Origin of the sequence: Bartonella sp. CR84HXZ (assembly GCF_042194535.1) — a bacterium.
Lineage (GTDB): Bacteria > Pseudomonadota > Alphaproteobacteria > Rhizobiales > Rhizobiaceae > Bartonella > Bartonella grahamii.
On record NZ_JBHIMY010000001.1, the window covers coordinates 295,765 to 315,549 of the forward strand.

Below are 19,785 nucleotides of genomic sequence, written 5' to 3' on the forward strand. Positions count from 1 at the left end.
GATAGAAAAGGTTTGAAAGTTTATTCCTGTAAAAATATCATTTTCGGATCTTATCCTTTTATTTTGTATATTCCTTCATTTTTATGTGAGCAGTGAAAATAGCGAGCAATAAAGGAGACGCTTTCTGCTTTGTTATGGTTTGGGCATAGATTTCATTATCAATAACCGTATAGGATAAGCTTATGGGAGATAGCTTTTCGATTCGAAATGAAAAGGCTTTTGAAGCCACATTAAAAGCTTTAAGAAACCATGCCGCAAAGGATGGGGTCTATGATATTCGTCGACATTTTGTAGAAGATGAACAGCGTTTTTCCCATTTTTCCCTCAGACTTGATGATCTTCTTTTTGATTTTTCAAAATGTGGTGTGACATTTAAAACATTGCAACTTCTAGATGATTTAGCTGTCGCAGCAGATGTGTTAGGCCGGCGTGATGCAATGTTTTCTGGTAAGGCGATTAATACAACTGAAAAACGCTCAGTTCTTCATATTGCGTTACGTTTACCTGCTGATGAAATTTTCATGTTGGATGGTCATAATCTTATTCGCGATATTCAAGACGTCCTTGAAGATATGGAAAGATTTTCTGAAAAGGTACGTGATGGCAGTTATAAGGGAAACAGCGGCGAGAGAATAAGTGATATTGTCAATATTGGTATTGGTGGTTCTGATCTTGGTCCTGAAATGGTCACATATGCTTTAAAACCTTATCATGATGGTCCACAGTGTCATTTTGTTTCTAATGCTGACAGTGCCCATATTTCTGATACTCTCTCTATTTTGAATCCAGCAACAACGCTGTTTGTCATTGCTTCTAAAACTTTTACAACGGCTGAAACAATGGTAAATGCTCAAGTTGCACGTCAGTGGATCTGTTCACATTTAGGAGAAGAAGCCGTTGGTACGCATTTTGTTGCTGTTTCAAGTGCGCTTGATAAAGTGGCAGAATTTGGCATAGATTCCACAAGAGTTTTTAAATTTTGGAATTGGGTTGGAGGGCGTTATTCAATTTGGTCAGCCATTGGACTTGTTGTTATGTTTGCAATAGGTGGTGAAAATTTTCGCCAATTTCTCAACGGTGCATTGCAAATGGACCAACATTTTAAAACTATGCCTTTGCATAAAAATATACCTATTCGTTTTGCTCTTTTAGGATTCTGGCATCGTGTTATTTGTGGTTATTCATCACGTTCTATCATTCCTTATGCACAGCGTTTAATACATTTTCCAGCTTATTTACAACAGCTTGATATGGAATCAAATGGTAAGCAAGTCTCGCTGGATGGAAAACCATTAAGTTTTTCAAGTGGTCCGATTGTTTGGGGGGATTCAGGAACAAATAGTCAACATGCTTTTTTTCAGCTTCTGCATCAAGGAACAGATATTATTCCTGTAGAATTTATTTTATTTATAAAAGGGCATGAGCAAAATTTACATTCTATGTATGAGATGTTGCTAGCAAACGGTTTAGCACAATCAAAAGCATTGATGAAGGGGCGTAGTATTGAAGATGCTCGGCATATCTTGATAAAAAATGGAGTTGATGAGGGTGAAGCAGATCATTTAGCACTTCATAGAAGTTTTAAAGGAAACCGTCCCAGCATTACGTTGGTTCAAGATTTATTAACACCTTTTTCACTCGGTCGTCTTATTGCGCTTTATGAACATCGTATTTTTGTTGAAGGGATTTTAATGAATATTAATTCATTTGATCAATGGGGGGTTGAACTTGGTAAAGAATTAGCAAATGAGTTACTACCAATTCTTCGTGGAGAAAGTCAAGCGGATAATCGCGATAGTTCAACATTAGGGTTGCTAGCACATATTCAAGAAAGACGTGCAAAATAAATATAATTTGACAGCAGATTTTGTACTAACTAAGCAAAAGTAGAATGAGAGAGAAATATGAGATAATTCTTTGATTTTACTATGCATTCTCTTATTATCTGAACTATATTTATGTAACAGAAAACCAAAAAGTGAAAAAATTGTAAAAATGAGAATTTATGCAAAAATGATAAAGACCTTTGAAAAGTCTTGAAGATCTTTTGAAAAATGGATTGATACAAAACCTGCTGACAAACTACACTAGGTAAAAATATACAGAATCCACCGGCAAGCTACGATTAAAGACATTTTAATAATATCGCTTTATAAACTTTGGCGGAGAGAGAGGGATTTGAACCCCCGATAGAGTTGCCCCTATGCCGCATTTCGAGTGCGGTGCTTTCAACCACTCAGCCATCTCTCCATAATAAAGTGAAACAAAAATCGGCACTATTTGAGTGTATAAGGGGTAGATAACCTTCAATTGTTTTTGGTACAACCTTTTTTTCTTTTTTATGGGACTTTATTGACAGAGAATAGAAATTCCTTCATATATACGGAACATGAGCGTGGGGAAATCTGCGCATATTTGTGTTGAAGAAGGTTTTATCCTTCTTTAAAATCTATTACGACTGATAAAAAGCAGCCTATTTTCCCTTATTTCAAGGCAGAAATTAAATAAGAGCTGGAGTGAACGGAAGGATAAAAAATGTTCGCAGTCATTAAAACTGGTGGTAAGCAATACCGCATTGTTGCTAATCAAGTGGTGAAAGTTGAAAAAGTTAGTGGAAATGCGGGTGATGTTGTTGAATTCAATGACATATTGATGGTTGGGCAAGAAGGTAATGCGGTTATTGGTACCCCTGTCGTTGCTGATGCATTGGTGACAGCTGAGATTGTAGAACAGGCACGTGGGCGCAAGGTTATCGCATTTAAGAAGCGCCGTCGTCAAAATTCTAAACGCACGCGTGGTCATCGTCAAGAATTTACGAAGCTTCGTGTTTTAGAAATTTTAATGGGTGGTTCAAAAACTAAAAAAGCAGCTGCAAAGCCGATAAAAGAAGAGGCAACTGCACCAAAAGAAACAAAAGATACTGCTTCTGTTGAGAAGACGGCTAAAAAAACAGCTGAAAAAAAGACTGCGTCACAGAAGAAAGCGTCTGTAGCATCAAAGAGTAAGAAAGATTAAAGGAGAGCGTCTATGGCACATAAAAAAGCTGGTGGTTCCTCGCGTAATGGTCGCGATTCAGAATCGAAACGTCTAGGCGTTAAAAAATTTGGTGGTGAGACCGTTATTGCTGGAAATATTATTATTCGTCAGCGTGGTACACGTTGGCATCCTGGCAACAATGTCGGCATTGGAAAAGACCATACGCTTTTTGCATTATCAAATGGAAAGGTTTCTTTTCAACGCAAAGCGGGTGATCGTTCCTATGTTTCAGTCATTCCTATGGTGGAGGCAGCAGAGTAATCTGTAACACTCTCTAGCAATCAACGGGATTCCATTGAATTGTAGTTGTGGTTTTATAAGTATTAAAAGGGAAAGATAGAATTTCATCTTTCCCTTTTTGTTTTGGTACTATAATAAATGTAGAAGATGTACGAAAAAGGTGGAATTGGGGAAATGACTTTTCTCAATGAGGGGAGGAACTTGTGCGGTGTTATGTTAGTATTTAGTACTGAACGTATTGATATTATGATAGAATTTGTTGATAAATTTCTGTATAATGATAGTAAGGAGAGACTTTCTTTTTATGCATGAAGAAGTGTTTAGTAATTTCTTTATAAGAGAAGCAGTTTGTTTTCAGGAAATTATGAGAAATTTAATGAAAGCATTATTTATGTAATCATTTTGATAAAGATGGATCTTTTTATTGGCATTGTAGTATTGATGAGTTGTCATACTGTTTTTAGGTGGTGGTGTGGATAGGTGGGGCTATTCATTTAAAAGGATATAGGGATAAAAAATCCATAAGATGGCAGTCAAAACTACTTTGAAAGTGATGTGCATTAAGGAGTTTTCGGTAAATCGAGAGTGAAATTATATTTTTAAGGAGGACGCTGTTTAAAGATATAAAAACAACCAATGTGCAATCAGCGCTCTTCAAGAATATTTTTTCTGATTTCACTATTATTGTATTGTACATTTTTGAAAATAAACAAGCATAAAAGCTGGGGTTAAGGCAATAACTGCTTTTCATTTTTTACTTTATTTATCTTATTTGTAGCGTTTTTCTTGATTTTAGTAGTTGATGATGGTGCTTGGGTGATGCTCGTACTTTGCAAATATGCGACAGAGAATATTGTGTGTTTGCGATATTGATTGAAGTAAAGGAGTATCTTAAAATACATAGATGTTATATATCAATAAGTTAGCATCATAGGATGAGCTGCACGGAATTTTAAAGATGATAAGTTGCATGGAGCAATTTATAATTATGTAATGAATTTATAAAGAGGGATAATAGGTTAAATAAACTTTGAGGAATCAGTTAAAATATTAACTGAAGTTACAGATGATTGGGAAGGATGCTTTCTTTTAGGGAGAATAATGAAAAGTTATGTTGAATAACTTGGGATAATGAGAGCGTTTTTAAAACATAGTTTTTTAGGTGATTGGTGCTGTAAAAATCGGGGTTTTGTCTTTGTAAAGTAAAAGAGTAAGAGGCAGACTTGCTTATGATGCTTTTAAGCACCTCGCTAGATGATGATATCCAATTGTATTATCGGTTATATTGAGGTATTTAAGCACCTCACTTAGCTACATTTCGTAAAATATAAAGAGAGCTGTGGTGGTATTTATAGCTTGTATTTTGGGAAATGCAGCTTTGAAAAGGAATTTATCAGAGATATTGGTGTTCAAATGTGAGGCAATTTGAATTCATGATAAGATGTGAGAAAGCAGAAGCAATGAATGTAGATTTTATCGAGAGTGAAATCTTGTCTATAAGATCTGTACAACTTGCAGCTGCTTTTGATCATAAAAATGATGCAATTTATGCTGCTGCTGAATTGCTTGTGCAGGTTGGTGCGGTTGATAAGTGTTATCTGGCAAGCATGCTCGCATGTGAAGAAACAACCAATACTTGGCTTGGAAACGGTATAGCCATTCCCCATGGTATGGCTGAAAATCGTGATTTAATTATCAAGGACGCTGTTGCTGTTATACAGGTTCCTGCTGGTGTTGAGTGGCAGGATGGCAAGAAAGCACATTTGGTTATTGCTATTGCAGCGTGTCCAGATCGCTATAGAGAAATTTGTAAAAAATTGACGTCTCTTTTATTTGATAAAAAACAGCTTGAAGTACTTGCAACAACTATGGACAAACAGCAAATTGTTACAACTTTGTTTGATCAAGATATGAAGATAGAAAAAACTTTTATTGGTGACCTTTCGGTGTGTCAGGAATGGACTTTAGATTATCCAAGTGGTCTTCATGCACGACCAGCTTCTCTTTGGGTTGATTTTGCGAAAAAGGCTCAAAATTCTATCAGAGTTCGTCATGGTCAATATGCCGTTGAAATGAAAAATTTGGTTGGTTTATTGCAATTAGGAGCAAAAAACGGTGATGTTCTGATTTTTTCTACAGATGCTGCAGAAGGAGCACAACTTCTCAATGATGCCATTGCTATTGCAAAAAAAGTGAGTATTAGTGAAAAATGCCTGATGAGAGCAATGGAATCTCAAACAAAGGCTTTTCATGGTTGGTGTCCACGCTCTATGCAAAAAGGCATTTCTGGTGTTGGAGCAAGTTCAGGATTAGCATTTGGTAAGATTTTTGTTTTAAGGCAAAATGATATTTCCATAATAGACCAGCCAATTGATTTTGCAGCTGGTGCGGCATGTCTTGAAAATGCTCTTACAAAAACAAAACATAAAATGGCATCTGTGATTTCTGATATTACAGTGCGTATGGGAGCAGATTCTGCTGCGATTTTTTCTGCGCAAATGGTTTTGCTTGAAGATGAAAATTTAATAGCTCAAGCTTGTCGTTTTATAGCAGAAGGTCATGGTGTCGCTTGGTCTTGGGATAGAGCGGTTCGTCAATTTTCAGATATGTTTTTTAAGGTAGATAATCCTTTGTTAGCAGCACGTGCTGTTAATTTAGTTGATGTTGGTCGACGTGTTTTAGGTGAAATCAATCCATCCTATAGATCGTTCTTTTTAAATGATATTCCACATGGTGTAATTCTAGTTACAAATGACCTTTCTCCTTCTGATGTAGCACAACTTGATTGTACAAAGGTAAAAGGATTAGCAACAGCATGGGGAGGTCCATTATCTCATACAGCTATTTTGGCGCGTACTCTTGGTATTCCAATGGTTGTTGCTGCAGGTGGTGATATTTTAGCGATTCAGTCTGATATTCAGGCTATTATTGATGGCGATAACGGGTTTATTTACCTTGATCCTACGCTTGAAGACGTTGAAGATGCTCAAAGGCATATTGATACTATTGTGCAAAAACGTGTCAGTGAAATAAGTGCGTGTAGATTACCAGCGCAAACAACAGATGGTCAAAGAATTCGTATCATGGCTAATGTCAACTACGCAAATCAGGTTCCTGTTGCGCTTGATTTGGGGGCTGAAGGTGTTGGACTCATGCGCACGGAATTTTTGTTTTTAGAGAATCCTCATATTCCGGATGAAGAGCTACAATTTAATATATATCGGGAGATGATTACAGCTGTAGGAGATAAGCCATTAATTATTCGTGCACTCGATATTGGTGGGGATAAACAGGTTACGCATTTACATTTATCTAAAGAGGACAATCCTTTTTTAGGTGTTCGAGGGACGCGGCTTTTGTTACGTCGACGTGATCTTTTGGTGCCTCAATTACGTGCTTTGTATCGAGCAGCAAAAGAAGGCGGAGATCTATGGATTGTGTTTCCGATGGTAATGTCTGTTTCAGAGATTGTTACTATAAAAAAGATTGCAGAAGAAATCCGCAATGATATTGATGCACCAAAATTAAAACTTGGTATTATGATCGAAGTTCCAGCCGCCGCCATTATGGCAGATGTGTTGAGCGCCCATGTTGATTTTTTCTCAATTGGAACCAATGACCTAACACAGTATACAATGGCTGTTGATCGGCAAAACCCGTACCTTGTGTCTGAAGCTGATAGCCTTGATCCAGCAGTTTTACGTATGATTTATCAGACTATTCAGGGAGCTTCACAACATAAGTGTTGGGTTAGCGTATGTGGTGGTATGGCTGGAGATCCTTTTGGTTCAATGATTTTGACTGGGTTGGGAATTAATGAGCTTTCTATGATATCTTGCGATATTTCTCCAGTAAAGGCGTGTTTGCAGACTCATAGTTTTGAAGATATGAAAATTTTAGCACAAAAAGCATTACAATGTGAAACTGCACGAGCTGTACGTGCTCTAAGCAAGGATATAAGGTGATAAAGAACATTAAGGGGAACGAGCTAACTCATTTTGCAGAGTAATCAGATCGTTAGTGCTGTAAAACATTATTCTTTTATACGTTACAGGGAGGAGTAGCGTGTGAAAAACACTTTAAGAAAGAATAAATGCCTTTTATACATTCTCTCAAATAGCAAGGGATGTTGCAACATTAGGGGATAAATAGCGTAATGGTACTTGGCTTGTACTTTTTATTTAAGGAAAGATGATGCTATTCAATAGATTTTATACCATTCATAGACACCGTATGAGATAGATGTGACAATCTTTTTATTCCCATTATTGTATTATACAAACCTATCCACGGAAAAAGTTTTTTCTTAAAAAGAAAGGATGTGCTTGTTATTCAACAGATATAAGCTCTTACTTTAATAAATGAATTTGTTTTTTTGAACTTTGAATGTATAATTTAGGCTTGCACGTTATTTCTTTCTGGGTATAGTGCGAGACTTCTGGAGAGGTGGCCGAGTGGTTGAAGGCGCACGCCTGGAACGCGTGTATATGGGAAACCATATCGAGGGTTCGAATCCCTCTCTCTCCGCCATTAATTTAAAACGAATTTTCATATGCTTGATATGACATAGCTTAAAAAGCTCAGGATTTTTTTACTGTTTGCAATTGACCAGTTTGCGCTGATCTGTATCTGTCATTATGTATACCTAGAAATTGCAGTTGAATTTCCATGAATTTTATAACTTCTAAGTTACTCTCCTCTCGATCTTTAGATAACCTGATCTAGCATAAACGATCTCTTCAAATATCATTAAGGGATTTTTGCCATTATCACTAACTTCTGATAGAGTTTCAGAATTAATGGTGATCATAGTGCTATTTGCAATTCCGATTAACGGGCTAAATGCGTTTTATCCACATGAGAGGTAACGAACACCTCAGCTTTTCTCACGCAATGTGCTCATTTAAAATTAATGTCATGAATATTTGTACAAAATTTTTATCTATACGATAATCAAAAAAGGCTGACGTAATATAATAATTGAAGATCATTCATGCGGTGCTTTCTTTTATTTCTAAGCTTTGTATGTAAATAGATAGTCCGTGTAAAATAAATAAAGGGGCGCAAAAACCTATAAATATACACAGGACGTATAATGTAGAAAATAAAAAAAATTTCCGGCATATAAAAGCACAATAGAGAATAAAGCTGTTATGATGCGCACACTGGCATCGCCTGCCAAAATCACCTCGGCTAAATTTTCACTAGGTGTGATAGCTTGTCCAATTGTTATTCCCGATACCCTAAAATAAAATTGCCCAATACCTAATAAAAAGCCCATAATATAAAGGGAATATTGAGTAAAATTTAAATATAAAACAAAAGAGATTGCGATCACTGCAAAAGCCGGTGTTCCCCATACAAAAAAACGAATTAAAGATGGAAATTTTCGTAAATAATAGGATGAGATAAGACCATTGACTACAAAACCCAGTGCTGACAAAGCAAAAATAGTATTTTGAATAGCTGTAAATTTTGTATTATCTGATGTTATAGATGCAAGAACAAGTGGCAATAGAACAATAGGCCCCGTATAGAGAAAATTATTCAAAATACGATTAATCGTTAAAAAACGCAACGCAGAAACCCGCCAAAGGCACCTAAAACCAACTCCATAAGCTTTTTGAGATGGCTTTTTTAATAGCTCTTTTACTCTGTTTATTTGTTGTATAGATTTTATACGAAACCATAGGCTGGCATTCAAAAGATAAATAAACACAATAAAGGCTATGGCTATTTTGTGCCCCAAATGCGCAATTATAAAATATATAAGCAATGGGGATATAATAACAAAAAACTGACAGCAACTAGTATAAAATGCAAAAATTCCAGCTTTTTGTTTGGGAGCTGGAACCAGCTGATTCAAGGCACTGTTGTTATTTGGATTATCAGCCCCCATCAAGAGAGCAAGTAAAAAAAATACAAATAAAATAAGTACCGGATTGTTCATAAATAATAAGAACGATAATAAACAAGCGCAAATAATTTGACTATAAAACCCAATTATAAAGCCTTGATAGCGCACCAACACATTTCCCAAACATAAGCCTGCAATTCCAATTGCGATTAAATTAACAACATTTAAAGTAGCAGATGCTTTTCCAGTTGTATCTTGGAATTGTAACAAAGAAAGGCCAATAGATAATACACCACTAGCACAAAAACTCGTCAAACAACCAATCAAAATCATAAGAAAAACAGAATTACGCAATAGCTTTCTCACTCTTAAACAGAGACTCGAGCCATTTTATGATTTTCTCCATTGTCAAATATGGTTCGGTACTAAATTCCAGTTTTTCATAAAATTTTAGTTCAAATGCGTTGTAGGTACTTATTTTTTGCGAGTCATCTGTCAGCATGAATTCTATACTTGATAACGTTGCGCCCATAGATTGAGACAAATAATAGGAAATTACTTTCCAATACATATGGGCAAGTTCTCTTGCCAAATAATTTTCCAAGACATATTTCAAGTGACAACCATCTAAAATATATTTCGAACAATGGTGCAAAGGATAACAAATACAAATAGCATCTGTTTCATGTGCGGGACAAGAAGAAATATTAATATTTTTATCATTTCATAATATTATAAAACTTTCAGTGAGCAGATCTTCTAAATTTAGTCTAGTCACAACAAGATTGGGTGCTAATTTTTGGGTAACATGAGACCAAGCCAATCTTACTACTAAAGTTCCCAAAACCTTTAAGTCAGATTCTGGATAAGCTTTTTTTTAATTTCCCGCCCATATGGTTCTATGACATATAATAATCGGCTCATCTCGTCTGAATGAACAGGATGTAATTCTAAACCAATATTATCACAAAGTTTTGAACTCTTGAATTGCCCGTATCCTAATCTGGTATTCTTAAATCATTATAGCAGCTAAAGAGTTTTTAAGTATTCCAGCTTTTATTAAACTTTGTAATAATGTATTGGAATCTCCCCTTCACGGACTTCGACAATTATTGTATCACCACTATAAGAACAAAAAAATTATCTTTGAATTTGCTTACTTTTAGAAAGAAAAATGAGCAACACTCTTCCTTAACTAAAAGAAACATGCTCTCTACTTTTTTCTTTATGATGATCAAAAAACTATACTGTTACAATTCGATCATCAATTATTAGGATAAATATTCTGCGTTTAGCCTAATAAACTGTTATGATCAATGTTTCTCTCTGTTCTAAAAATCAGTGCTTTTCCTCTTAGAGATACTCGTAATTGCTGTACAATCTTTCCAAAAAGGCACTCCTTCAACATTGCTATTAACACGATCATTCGGAGAAGTTTTATACATACACATGGCTTATACGGAATGCTATGTATTTTTTTAACTTATTCAACTAACCAACATCTTTTGATGGGCAAAATAAATCACGAAATTTGTGTGCTGTCACAATTCGAAAAACAATCATATATCTCCCTCTAATGATAGACGATGTCATTAGAAGAAAGCCTTAATGATATCGGTAGAATAAATTAACCAGAAAAAATTGCAGCGCTGATAGAACCAATTTTATTTCATATCTTGCAACTATATCTAAATTTCAATCATTTTTGTTAAAGATTCTTATGCAACTTTTTCTACGTTCAGCATTTTTTTTCCACTTGTTTGCAACAAAAGATTAATAGCTAAATTCACCTGTGTCATAATAGCTCTTCTTTTGGTAAAATAGGACATCTTCAATCTCGATATATAAATATTTTAATTCTTTAATATATTCTCTTCACATGCTTTAGATTAACAACACACCAAAACCCAAAATAAAAAATATTTATTTTACTTAAGTTATTGAATATTATTTAAAAAGTATGGAAATAGAGTGATGCAAGAGTTAAGAAATTATTTAAAAGTTCAAATCCACCTACATTAGAGCCATCACGTATGGTAATAGCAGTTGTCATTAGGTATACTAAGTATGCTTGATAACTTTTCTGCTTCATGCCTGTAGGGAGTTCCAGATAGAGATAATACCAGAATCCATCCGCGAATGCTCGACAATAAAGCTGTAAACAAAATTATTTCCTTGTTGTTTAATCCATTAAGCTTGATCAATTTTTAATATTTGTCTATATTTTCAATTAGTTACGCTGATGAATCTATGTTTTCTTTCCAATTATTGTATTTTATAAGAAATTGCTACGAATGATCCTCTCCAAAGCTGATAATTCATCATCACTGTGTCCCCAAATTGCTATAATAGCTGGGCAGGTATTTAAATCGACGGTTAGGGGGAGGGGCTCGTTTTCTTTAAAAAGGAGCTTAAAATGAACCACATTTTCCCAAGAATGAAGCTTTTGCTGCCATAAGTTAACATCTTTTATAATATGACCGTCGATCTTGTTGATAAGAAAGATAATACGCCCCTTTTTCTTAAAGTGGCTTGGTTTTTGCGAAAACACTCTTGCAATAAGATTAACGGAGCTTTCAAGTAAATCATCTTCATAGCAATGTGCGAACAAGGTGGGTGCAATTCCCCCGTGGAGGCGGGCTCCTACTTCGATCATCACTGGACCACGAGCTGTTTGCATGATTTCCATATGCGCGGGTCCATATTCAATCCCCAGCGCGCGAATGCATTGTTTTGCATAAGAGATAAGAGGGGCATAAGAAGGATCTTGAGCATCAAGCACATCAAGCGATTCATAAACAAAAGCACTTCCATTATGAATACCTTTTTTATATCGTGATAAACTACATATTTTTATAGCCTCTCCCTTTACGACGGCGTCGACGATGTATTCCTCTCCCTCCAATCTTTCTTGGAGCAAATAAGCCTCGTTAGGTGCGCCAAAAATATTTTTTTGCGTCCAGTCGATTCGAGAGGACCATGCCGCCACTTCCTCACGGCTGGAGAAAAACAAAATGCCATCACTCCCAGCAGAATCATTTGGCTTTACCACATAGCCGCTATGACTTTCAAAATCATCGATAGCACAATCGCCTTTTGTAAGAATCTTCGACCGAATGTAAGATAAACCATTTTCACAAAGGCGCCTTTGCATTACTGCCTTTTTTCGTCGCCAATCGGTGGTTGAGGGATTATTCCCAGGGCAATTATAATAAGCCGCCAATTGATCTGCACAATAAATACCCCCTTCGGCGCCTGCCACCACGGCCTCTATCGCACCGATAGGAAAGCGTGTCTTGATCTCATCTACATTATGAAGTTTCGCTTCTGCCATACCCTCTCCCTGATAAGAAAGCATATAGTGTGAAAAAGGAGCTTGTTGAGAGACAACACCATAACAAGTATAGCCTAATTTTTGCAAAGCAGGGCCATAGAGGGCACCCGTGGAGAAAGGGTCGACAATAAGAATGGATTTGCTCATGCTGTGGCCTGCCGCGATAAAAAGAAAAGGATATAAATAAAGATTATCATTCCTATAAGGGGTAGAAGATAAACAGCTGCTTGAGGGCCCATAAGGGCAGAGCTTGTAAGAAGACCAAGGATAACATAACCTGCCGATTGGGAGAGAGTATAAAGCATGCCGCTATAGCTTCCCACCAGCTCTGCTTGAGCTTCTGTTTTAGTCGCTTCAATCGTATGTTTTCGGGCATTAATTCGCATGGTATTCATTGAAAAGCCAATAAAAAAGCAAAAGACCACAGCCAAATAGGGCGATTGTGTGGTGCTAAAAATAAGATCAGCCACGCTCAACATAAGGGCTGGGAGAATAAATTCAAAGCGAGGGATTTTGATAAAAGCAGCCAAAAAAGCGCCCAAGCCCGCGACCGCACTGCAAAGCCCATAATATTCAGAGCCAAAATTTTTCACACTTTGAAAAAGAATGGTTGCCAGCGTATTATAAGCGCAAATATGAAAGCCAATAAGTCCTATGCAGACGCATAAAAGTTTAAGCTCTTGGGAGAGTCCATTCGCTTGCGGTGTAGGTACGGGCTTCTTATCGGTTGCAAGTGCTGTGGTATCGGTAGCTTTATATTCATCGCAAAAGATGATATATCCGGCTATAAGGCTTATAATGATGTCAAACACACAAAGTGCCACAATCAAACCATTATAGCCAATTTCAGCCGCTGCTCCTTGAGGGCTGGTCGCTTCTAAGAGATAACCACTCAGTGCTGCTCCCAAAAAAGCGCCAATTTGCACAACTGTTTGCATAATGCGGGAAGCCTTTTGGGCGCTAATATAACCACCAAGTGCGAGTTTAGTATTATAAGTCTCGAGAGTGCTTAAGGTAATCAAAGAGAGATAGCCGATAGAGATAGAGACAGCGATAAAACCAAAGGGGGAATCGGCATAATGGAAAAGTGCAATCAATAAAAGAAGGCTATAGATAATGATCCGCCTTTTGTATAAATCGACCAACCTCAGGGAGGCTTTAATGCGCACAAGTCCGCTTTTTTTTAAAAGGTAAGGCGTAAGGGTGCCCAAAGCCATGGTTATGCCTAGGAAAATCGATGAGGATGTTATGCGATAAGCATTCCAAAGATTACTTAAGAATAGAACCATATCAGAAAGATATAGCAAGACAACAAGCCCATAAAACCGAAACATCAGTTGTTTGGGCACATCATCCCCCCATTTCGAAATCTCTTAAAAACACGCAGTATTATAAATCAGCACACATGTTTACAAGGGATGAGCGTATATACGTATTACTGGGCATGTCAAGTTTTTTCAGTAGGAAAAATTGAACGCTGATGTTTATGCTAGTGATAGCTTATTTTCAGGAGAATGAGTAGGATGGAGGCTGGTATTTTTACTGCGTCTCTTGGCAGGTGGCTTGCCAATAAAGAACTATGTCCTAGAGATATATTTCGCGCTTTCAAGTTGATTTTGTTTATACTCAAGGTTGAGGTTTTGTTATTGACGGTTGTTAGATGTTGTTGTGACAATAAACTTCGTTATCTATCAGAAACATTTATGGCATTAGCGCTAAGGTGTGCGGTTGTATTAAAGCCTTTATATGGTAGTCTTTTTCATAGAGAAGGTATTATTGGTTCAGTTTTAGGAGGCTTTGTCACGGCCGATTTGGGCGTCGTCGTTGTTTGAAGTCTTATTATAATATTCTTAGTTTCAGTTTATGAATATACCGAAAAATATAGTGAAACATTTGATTCAAACGCTTTTGCAAGGCATATTTCAATATCTCAGCGATGTTTTCTGAGAATTGCTCTGCTGCTTTTTGACGGAATCGGATATCGAATGCTTATAGCGTGGGCAGTGGTTTGAGAAAATATAGAGTTGATTTCGTTAGATTCCTGTGTAGCGCAATCTAGTATCAGCCCTTAGGGGCAATAATATACTTAGATCGAACTCATTTCTATACGCTTACACGACGTTATAGGAGTAATCCTCAGAAACTCTACTAGAATTCGTTAAAAAATGGCAGGTTATGTAGCGTGAACAAAAAATATATTTTTCAAAAATACTTAATCTCATTTTCAGTTGTCTAAAATATAATCTTATCTTAAAAATAAGTCTATATACCGCCATTTATCATAAAGTTAATAAGTTATACAAATGCGGGAGTATTGTGTTTTTCTGTTTAGAGACGAGTAAAAAAACATCTTATTAAACATTAAGAGATTTTAGACATAAAACAATTTAACTTATGGAGAGTATATAGACAAAATGTATCTTGATAAAAAAGTTTATAATTCCATGTGGTCTCCAAAGAAATTTTCCGGTTCTTTTATTGTCTTATGCGGGTTTGATGGGAGTGGAAAGACAACACAAACAAAAGAAATTGCTCACCATTATTCAACAGAAAAACATATAATACAAACTTTTCAACCCAGTTATTGGTATAGAAATAATCCAGAAATTAGAGATTACTTAGATAATGGAAAAGCAATTGATCCGTTGCTTTTAGCACTCTTATCAGCGACAGATAGACGCAAACATACGCTTGAAATTATTGAACCTTCCTTAATGTTATCGCAAAATTTATTAATTAGCGATCGATATGTTTATTCTAGTCTTGCTTATTTTTATGCTCGAGAGCTTTCTGTTGAAAGTGTAGTTAAATTAAATCAATCTATTCCAAGACCTCATATTACATTTTATCTTCATTTACCGCCCACTACTATACTGGAGCGGTTGCAGAAAAGGGATGGTTTAAACTTAAAATACGAAGAACAACTCTCTTTTATTGAAAAAGTTTATGAAGTATACGAAGTTTTATCAGAAATAGATGAGCGGTTTATAACAATTGATGGAACTGCTTCTGTTTCTTTAATTCATCATCAAATACGACGTCATATAGATGAAGTTTGTTTTTGATTATGAATAAAATCATTTATTAATCAATTTATCCACGATAAATCCTTCTTATGTATTCGTATTCTAAATCTGAAACTTTAGAGATATGATTGCAATAATTTAACTGCTCAGGAAAAATATCACGTTATATATTTTAATTGGAAAATTAACTGTAATGGGCTTGTTTTAAAAGATTTAGAGAAGGGGAGTAGAAAAGTTATCAATATTTATCGTGAGAATAATAGTATGTTTATTCTTTTAGAGACGAAGTGTGGTGATAGAATAACGACATGGAGGGATGTACTCGAGCATATTTTAGTGCATAAATGTTTTGTTTTCATAGAAGAATTAATCATACAACAGCACAAAGATTTTAAAAGCTTCAAAAAAGGAATTTTGCTTTCTTAAATTTAATGATCTAAAATGAAAACCGTAGGAATGCATGTTTTTAAACAGGATGTATCATGCATATCGACGGGTATTTATTTTAGAGGATAATTTATGTTCACTTCAAATTTGAAGGAACGCATTGCTTTATTTGAAAATAGAACTTTTCTCTATTTTACTTTGAGTGGCTTATTTGCTACATTTGGAAATGGACTAAATTATATTGCATTGTCGTGGCTTGCTTACAATCAGACGAGTTCAATCCGTGGTGTAGCGTTGATGATGCTTTTTCTTTGGACGCCTAGCATTATTTTTGCCCCTATTTTGGGCATATTGGCGGATAAATATAATCGTAAAACGCAAATTATTATTTCAAATCTTGTGAGAGGTTTGGTAATCGTTGGCTGGGTAATGCTATGGCATTTTGGTATAGAAATTGAATTGATGGTCTTATCTGCTCTTTTGGGTATTTTTATCTCTTTTTATATGCCATCAGCTATTTCTTTAATTCAAAGTATTGTGCTGAAGGAACAGCTCATCAATGCAAATGCGACTATCGATATGATTTATGAACTTGGCACTATCGCAGGTATGGGCTTAAGTGGATTGATACTGTCCTATGCAGGAACAAAAGGAACTCTTCTAATAGGTGGTATATTCTTTATTATTGCTGGTTTATTTAATTTTGCAATGAAGGTACCTAAAAACCGAAAATCTAAAAATCAAAACCAGCAAAATTGGTGGGAAAGTTATACAGCAGCACTTCATTATTTTAAACAGAATCCGGCTCTTTTTGTACCTTATGTAAGCCAGATGATTATTATGACTCTTTTGATGACCATTCCTGTTATTCTCGTTCCTTATATACAAGAGGTTTTGCATGCGGATAGCAGGACCTTTGCAATATTTGAGGTGCTTTATTCTATGGGCGTATTGACAGGTGCGGTTTTTTCACCACTTCTTTGTAAAGTTTTATCCATAAGGAAAACATTAGCCATTTTATTAGCTTTTATGGCTATTGGTCTCGCTATTCTCTCTGTTAATAAACACAATTTTGTTGTTTTTCCTGTTTACTTTATGATTGGATTTGGACTTTCGAGTTGGGCTCTTTCGATTTCTTTATCACAACTCTCTTGTGATCCTGAATACCAAGGAAGATTGCAGGCAAGTTTTAATGGTATCTCTGGATGCTTGATCCTCGCAGTCTATCTCATTATGGCACGCGATAACAGTAGCATATCACCTCAATCGATATATTTTTTTCAAAGCATTTTTGCACTTGTTGGAGTATTCATAGTGCTGTTTTATAAACATGAAAAACAATAAATTACATTTATAAGTGTGGTAATACACGCTATTTTATAAACATTTACGCTACAGCATATTTCATATTTTGCTTTTACAGGGAAGTGAGAAAATGTAAAAATTGGTGCTTAATGAATAAAGCATAAATTGATGTATGCTAGAGAATACTCTCTATTTTTTGATAACGACCCACAAGAATTGCTGCGTTTCTTTAATTCATCTCACTGTTGTTAAGAAGACGAAAACGCAACATTTTAAATCTTCTTGAAAGTTTTTTTTGTTTAAGCGCAGTAGAAAGTAAAGCGATAAGGTAATATCGTATCATACAGGGAGAGTGTTGCATTATTTTTGTTTTTCAAAATCCATATGAAAAATTGTATCAATTTCATCTTCATTGGAATGGGTATTTCTACGACGATGTAAGGTTTGCACAATCTCTTTTTTTAAAACAGCATCTGTTTCACTTAAACGGTGAATGCTGAGTTCCAATTCAAGAGATAACGCCAAATCCACGCACAATTTAAGCTCTTCTCCAATGTCGAAACCGTGTTGATAGTCGTCATAAAGACCAACCAATGTATCAGATAATTCTTTATCGCATAAAGAGGTCATGCTTAATTCCTCCGCGTTGCGGTTTTCCATACAGCTTTTTTAAGTATCACTCCACTATTATCACTTAGAATTGCCATGTATACGAACCTCATGGTTTTGTCAATTTTCTGCAAAATACGCGCTTTTAAATCAATGTCTATTAAAGACTGTATTACTTCAAGATTTTGAAGCGCCCAATTGTAAATATGGATGGTAATGTGTTTACTATAGAACTTATAGCATTTAAAATACATTGCTAAAAGGCTTTTAATATGCATAGAGGAGGAGCATTCTGACGATAAACCAAACACCCTGAAATCTCTATTGCCAATTACAGCTAACTTAGCACCATTAATATATAAAATAAGCAAATATGGTTTGTAAACGTCTGACTTTTTAATAACGAGTGATGATCTCATTTTTTGTAGAATACCAATTATTTTACCTGTTTTATATTGATTTTTAGACATTGATAAACTTTTTACCTTATGTTGTAATGTAAAAACTTTGGGAAGTGTATTTATAGATTCTTGCAAAGAGGTTTAAGCAGGTTTACTAGGCTGTTGAGTGAGAGAACCTGTGTTGGGCTTTTTGCTTCTGAAAGAATATGACTGTGACTTTTGAGAAAGCAGTTGGCAAGAATTTGCTTGGCGTGCAAACTGATGGAGTTGGCAGTGGCGCATTTAGCTTTTTCATTGGGCTGTGTCCAAATATTTTTGACTCTGGAAAATAGCCTCTGATAGGCTTGAGTGTTTCCAAGGTTATATTACAGTGGCGCAGTTCAGTAAAATACCACGGCGATTGCATTTTTTGTGTGATTGTCATAATTTTCGCTCCTGCTTAGACGGATGCTGTAACATCCATTTTTGTGGGGTTATGTATGTAGATCTTTGCCTAACATAAGGGGCAGTAACAAGAGGTATAAATCAATATAATTATTTAGTCAACAATTATATTGATTTTGGAGTATTTTTTTGGCTCGTCCGGAAGCAAAACCTAAAACTGAGTTGGCAAAACGTTTTCGTGAAGTGCGTCACGCTCTTGGTTTTACAGAGCGTAAGCAGTTTGCGGAACATCTTGGTATCACTGCTGGCTCTATAGGAACTTATGAAACTGGTATAAGTGAGCCTACAGCCTCTGCGCTCTCCAAATATCAAGAAATTTGTGGGGTTTCATTAGATTGGCTTGTAACGGGCAATGGCGAGATGTTTTCAGATATGGCAAAGGCGAAAGCAGCTGGTTTTAAACCACAAGCGATTCCTGCTGGGCTGATGAAAAAGCTTGGACATTTGGTTTATACGACCTATCATGATGCAAAAATAGATCTTTCTCCTGAAGATGTTGCGGAATTAGCAGCAGAGCTTTATGGAAAATTGCAAGAGCTTATTCAAAACCTCAATGATATGGAAGAAGTCGAAGCCACTTTGCCACTTTTAAAATTGCATTTAAAGCGTAAAATCGAAACTGAAAAGCACATCTAGAAACGTCATAAGATACGAATGAACAGCCTTTTTAAAAAATAAAACTTTTTTGATTTTTTACGGTATAAACAGGTTTTAAATAAGAAAATCTCACGATTTTTTTGGTCTCTTATTCAACATGAAATAATGATAAATTACCGTTATAAATTAATGTATTGCTCTAATAAAGATAAAACTGCTTATAAAAAGAATTACAGTTAGTAATACAAAAAAATTATACAACAGTGAAAATACAATGACGATGTTTTGTTCCTATAAAAGGGTTACAGACATATAAGAGAGAAGAAGGAAAGACTATTTATAGGCGCGCTTTTGTCTTTTTATGAAGATGATGAGATGAGCACGTTGAAACTTTTTACAGAGCGTACATCATTATATTAAGAAAGATTTCTTTTAAAGATATGTATCATATATTGAAACAGCTTACCTCGCAGAAAAGAGTGAGGTTATTATGATAATCGTCATCCATTACATTATGCTATAAGTTAAAAAAATCATAAATTTGTGCTT

13 protein-coding genes and 2 tRNA genes are annotated in these 19,785 nt (G+C 35.6%); 9 read left to right on the plus strand and 6 right to left on the minus strand.

Annotated elements, in window-relative coordinates:
- Positions 1–182: 182 nt before the first annotated feature.
- On the plus strand, positions 183–1,847 hold the full coding sequence (gene pgi, locus ACFIKD_RS01165; protein WP_375644403.1) for a glucose-6-phosphate isomerase: 1,665 nt from the start codon (positions 183–185) through the stop codon (positions 1,845–1,847).
- A gap of 313 nt (positions 1,848–2,160) precedes the next feature.
- On the opposite strand, the gene ACFIKD_RS01170 is transcribed toward pgi, so the two are convergent.
- A tRNA-Ser gene (locus ACFIKD_RS01170) sits at positions 2,161–2,250 on the minus strand.
- Positions 2,251–2,535: 285 nt separating this feature from the next.
- Between ACFIKD_RS01170 and rplU the strand changes: the two genes are divergently transcribed.
- From rplU to ACFIKD_RS01190, 4 genes are all read left to right on the plus strand, one after another.
- On the plus strand, positions 2,536–3,015 hold the full coding sequence (gene rplU / locus ACFIKD_RS01175; RefSeq protein WP_375635449.1) for a 50S ribosomal protein L21: 480 nt from the start codon (positions 2,536–2,538) through the stop codon (positions 3,013–3,015).
- A gap of 12 nt (positions 3,016–3,027) precedes the next feature.
- Positions 3,028–3,297, plus strand: a complete 270-nt coding sequence (gene rpmA, locus ACFIKD_RS01180) for a 50S ribosomal protein L27 (protein ID WP_273787451.1) — start codon at positions 3,028–3,030, stop codon at positions 3,295–3,297.
- 1,412 nt (positions 3,298–4,709) lie between these two features.
- Positions 4,710–7,241, plus strand: a complete 2,532-nt coding sequence (ptsP, locus tag ACFIKD_RS01185) for a phosphoenolpyruvate--protein phosphotransferase (RefSeq protein ID WP_375646992.1) — start codon at positions 4,710–4,712, stop codon at positions 7,239–7,241.
- A gap of 475 nt (positions 7,242–7,716) precedes the next feature.
- Positions 7,717–7,806, plus strand: a tRNA-Ser gene (locus ACFIKD_RS01190).
- Positions 7,807–8,347: 541 nt separating this feature from the next.
- Here the strand turns inward: ACFIKD_RS01190 and ACFIKD_RS01195 are convergent.
- The 3 genes from ACFIKD_RS01195 to ACFIKD_RS01205 form a co-directional block, all read right to left on the minus strand.
- Positions 8,348–9,487, minus strand: a complete 1,140-nt coding sequence (locus ACFIKD_RS01195) for an MFS transporter (protein WP_375646993.1) — start codon at positions 9,485–9,487, stop codon at positions 8,348–8,350.
- 1,921 nt (positions 9,488–11,408) lie between these two features.
- Positions 11,409–12,614 carry an ATP-grasp domain-containing protein gene (locus tag ACFIKD_RS01200; RefSeq protein WP_375646994.1) on the minus strand — a complete coding sequence of 402 codons (1,206 nt, stop codon included), beginning with the start codon at positions 12,612–12,614 and terminating at the stop codon, positions 11,409–11,411.
- The gene (locus tag ACFIKD_RS01205; protein ID WP_375635473.1) at positions 12,611–13,801 is read right to left on the minus strand and encodes a hypothetical protein; all 1,191 of its coding nucleotides are present in this window, start codon (positions 13,799–13,801) and stop codon (positions 12,611–12,613) included. Before ACFIKD_RS01205 ends, ACFIKD_RS01200 begins: the two co-directional genes overlap by 4 nt.
- 180 nt (positions 13,802–13,981) lie before the next feature.
- On the opposite strand from ACFIKD_RS01205, the gene ACFIKD_RS01210 reads away from it, so the two are divergent.
- The 3 genes from ACFIKD_RS01210 (at position 13,982) to ACFIKD_RS01220 (ending at position 17,224) form a co-directional block, all read left to right on the plus strand.
- Positions 13,982–14,299 (plus strand): hypothetical protein, encoded by a 318-nt coding sequence (locus tag ACFIKD_RS01210; protein WP_375635453.1) that lies wholly within the window; start codon positions 13,982–13,984, stop codon positions 14,297–14,299.
- A 582-nt stretch (positions 14,300–14,881) separates the two neighbouring features.
- Positions 14,882–15,532: a dTMP kinase gene (tmk, locus tag ACFIKD_RS01215; protein ID WP_375646996.1), complete on the plus strand. Its 651-nt coding sequence runs from the start codon at positions 14,882–14,884 to the stop codon at positions 15,530–15,532.
- Positions 15,533–16,012: 480 nt separating this feature from the next.
- Positions 16,013–17,224: an MFS transporter gene (locus tag ACFIKD_RS01220; RefSeq protein ID WP_375644409.1), complete on the plus strand. Its 1,212-nt coding sequence runs from the start codon at positions 16,013–16,015 to the stop codon at positions 17,222–17,224.
- 321 nt (positions 17,225–17,545) lie between these two features.
- On the opposite strand, the gene ACFIKD_RS01225 is transcribed toward ACFIKD_RS01220, so the two are convergent.
- Positions 17,546–17,815 carry a hypothetical protein gene (locus tag ACFIKD_RS01225; protein WP_375635456.1) on the minus strand — a complete coding sequence of 90 codons (270 nt, stop codon included), beginning with the start codon at positions 17,813–17,815 and terminating at the stop codon, positions 17,546–17,548.
- Positions 17,816–17,817: 2 nt separating this feature from the next.
- Positions 17,818–18,264, minus strand: a complete 447-nt coding sequence (locus ACFIKD_RS01230; RefSeq protein WP_375646997.1) for a hypothetical protein — start codon at positions 18,262–18,264, stop codon at positions 17,818–17,820.
- A gap of 504 nt (positions 18,265–18,768) precedes the next feature.
- Here ACFIKD_RS01230 and ACFIKD_RS01235 point away from each other — a divergent pair.
- Positions 18,769–19,275: a helix-turn-helix domain-containing protein gene (locus tag ACFIKD_RS01235; protein WP_375644410.1), complete on the plus strand. Its 507-nt coding sequence runs from the start codon at positions 18,769–18,771 to the stop codon at positions 19,273–19,275.
- Positions 19,276–19,785: the final 510 nt, after the last annotated feature.

Bases quoted from the DNA above. Each gene is read 5' to 3' on its own strand.
- pgi (WP_375644403.1), top strand. From the start codon at position 183: ATGGGAGATAGCTTTTCGATTCGAAATGAAAAGGCTTTTGAAGCCACA.
- rplU (WP_375635449.1), top strand. From the start codon at position 2,536: ATGTTCGCAGTCATTAAAACTGGTGGTAAGCAATACCGCATTGTTGCT.
- ACFIKD_RS01225 (WP_375635456.1), bottom strand. From the start codon at position 17,815: ATGACCTCTTTATGCGATAAAGAATTATCTGATACATTGGTTGGTCTT.
- rpmA (WP_273787451.1), top strand. From the start codon at position 3,028: ATGGCACATAAAAAAGCTGGTGGTTCCTCGCGTAATGGTCGCGATTCA.
- tmk (WP_375646996.1), top strand. From the start codon at position 14,882: ATGTATCTTGATAAAAAAGTTTATAATTCCATGTGGTCTCCAAAGAAA.
- ACFIKD_RS01200 (WP_375646994.1), bottom strand. From the start codon at position 12,614: ATGAGCAAATCCATTCTTATTGTCGACCCTTTCTCCACGGGTGCCCTC.
- ACFIKD_RS01205 (WP_375635473.1), bottom strand. From the start codon at position 13,801: ATGTTTCGGTTTTATGGGCTTGTTGTCTTGCTATATCTTTCTGATATG.
- ptsP (WP_375646992.1), top strand. From the start codon at position 4,710: ATGATAAGATGTGAGAAAGCAGAAGCAATGAATGTAGATTTTATCGAG.
- ACFIKD_RS01220 (WP_375644409.1), top strand. From the start codon at position 16,013: ATGTTCACTTCAAATTTGAAGGAACGCATTGCTTTATTTGAAAATAGA.
- ACFIKD_RS01210 (WP_375635453.1), top strand. From the start codon at position 13,982: ATGAGTAGGATGGAGGCTGGTATTTTTACTGCGTCTCTTGGCAGGTGG.
- ACFIKD_RS01230 (WP_375646997.1), bottom strand. From the start codon at position 18,264: ATGTCTAAAAATCAATATAAAACAGGTAAAATAATTGGTATTCTACAA.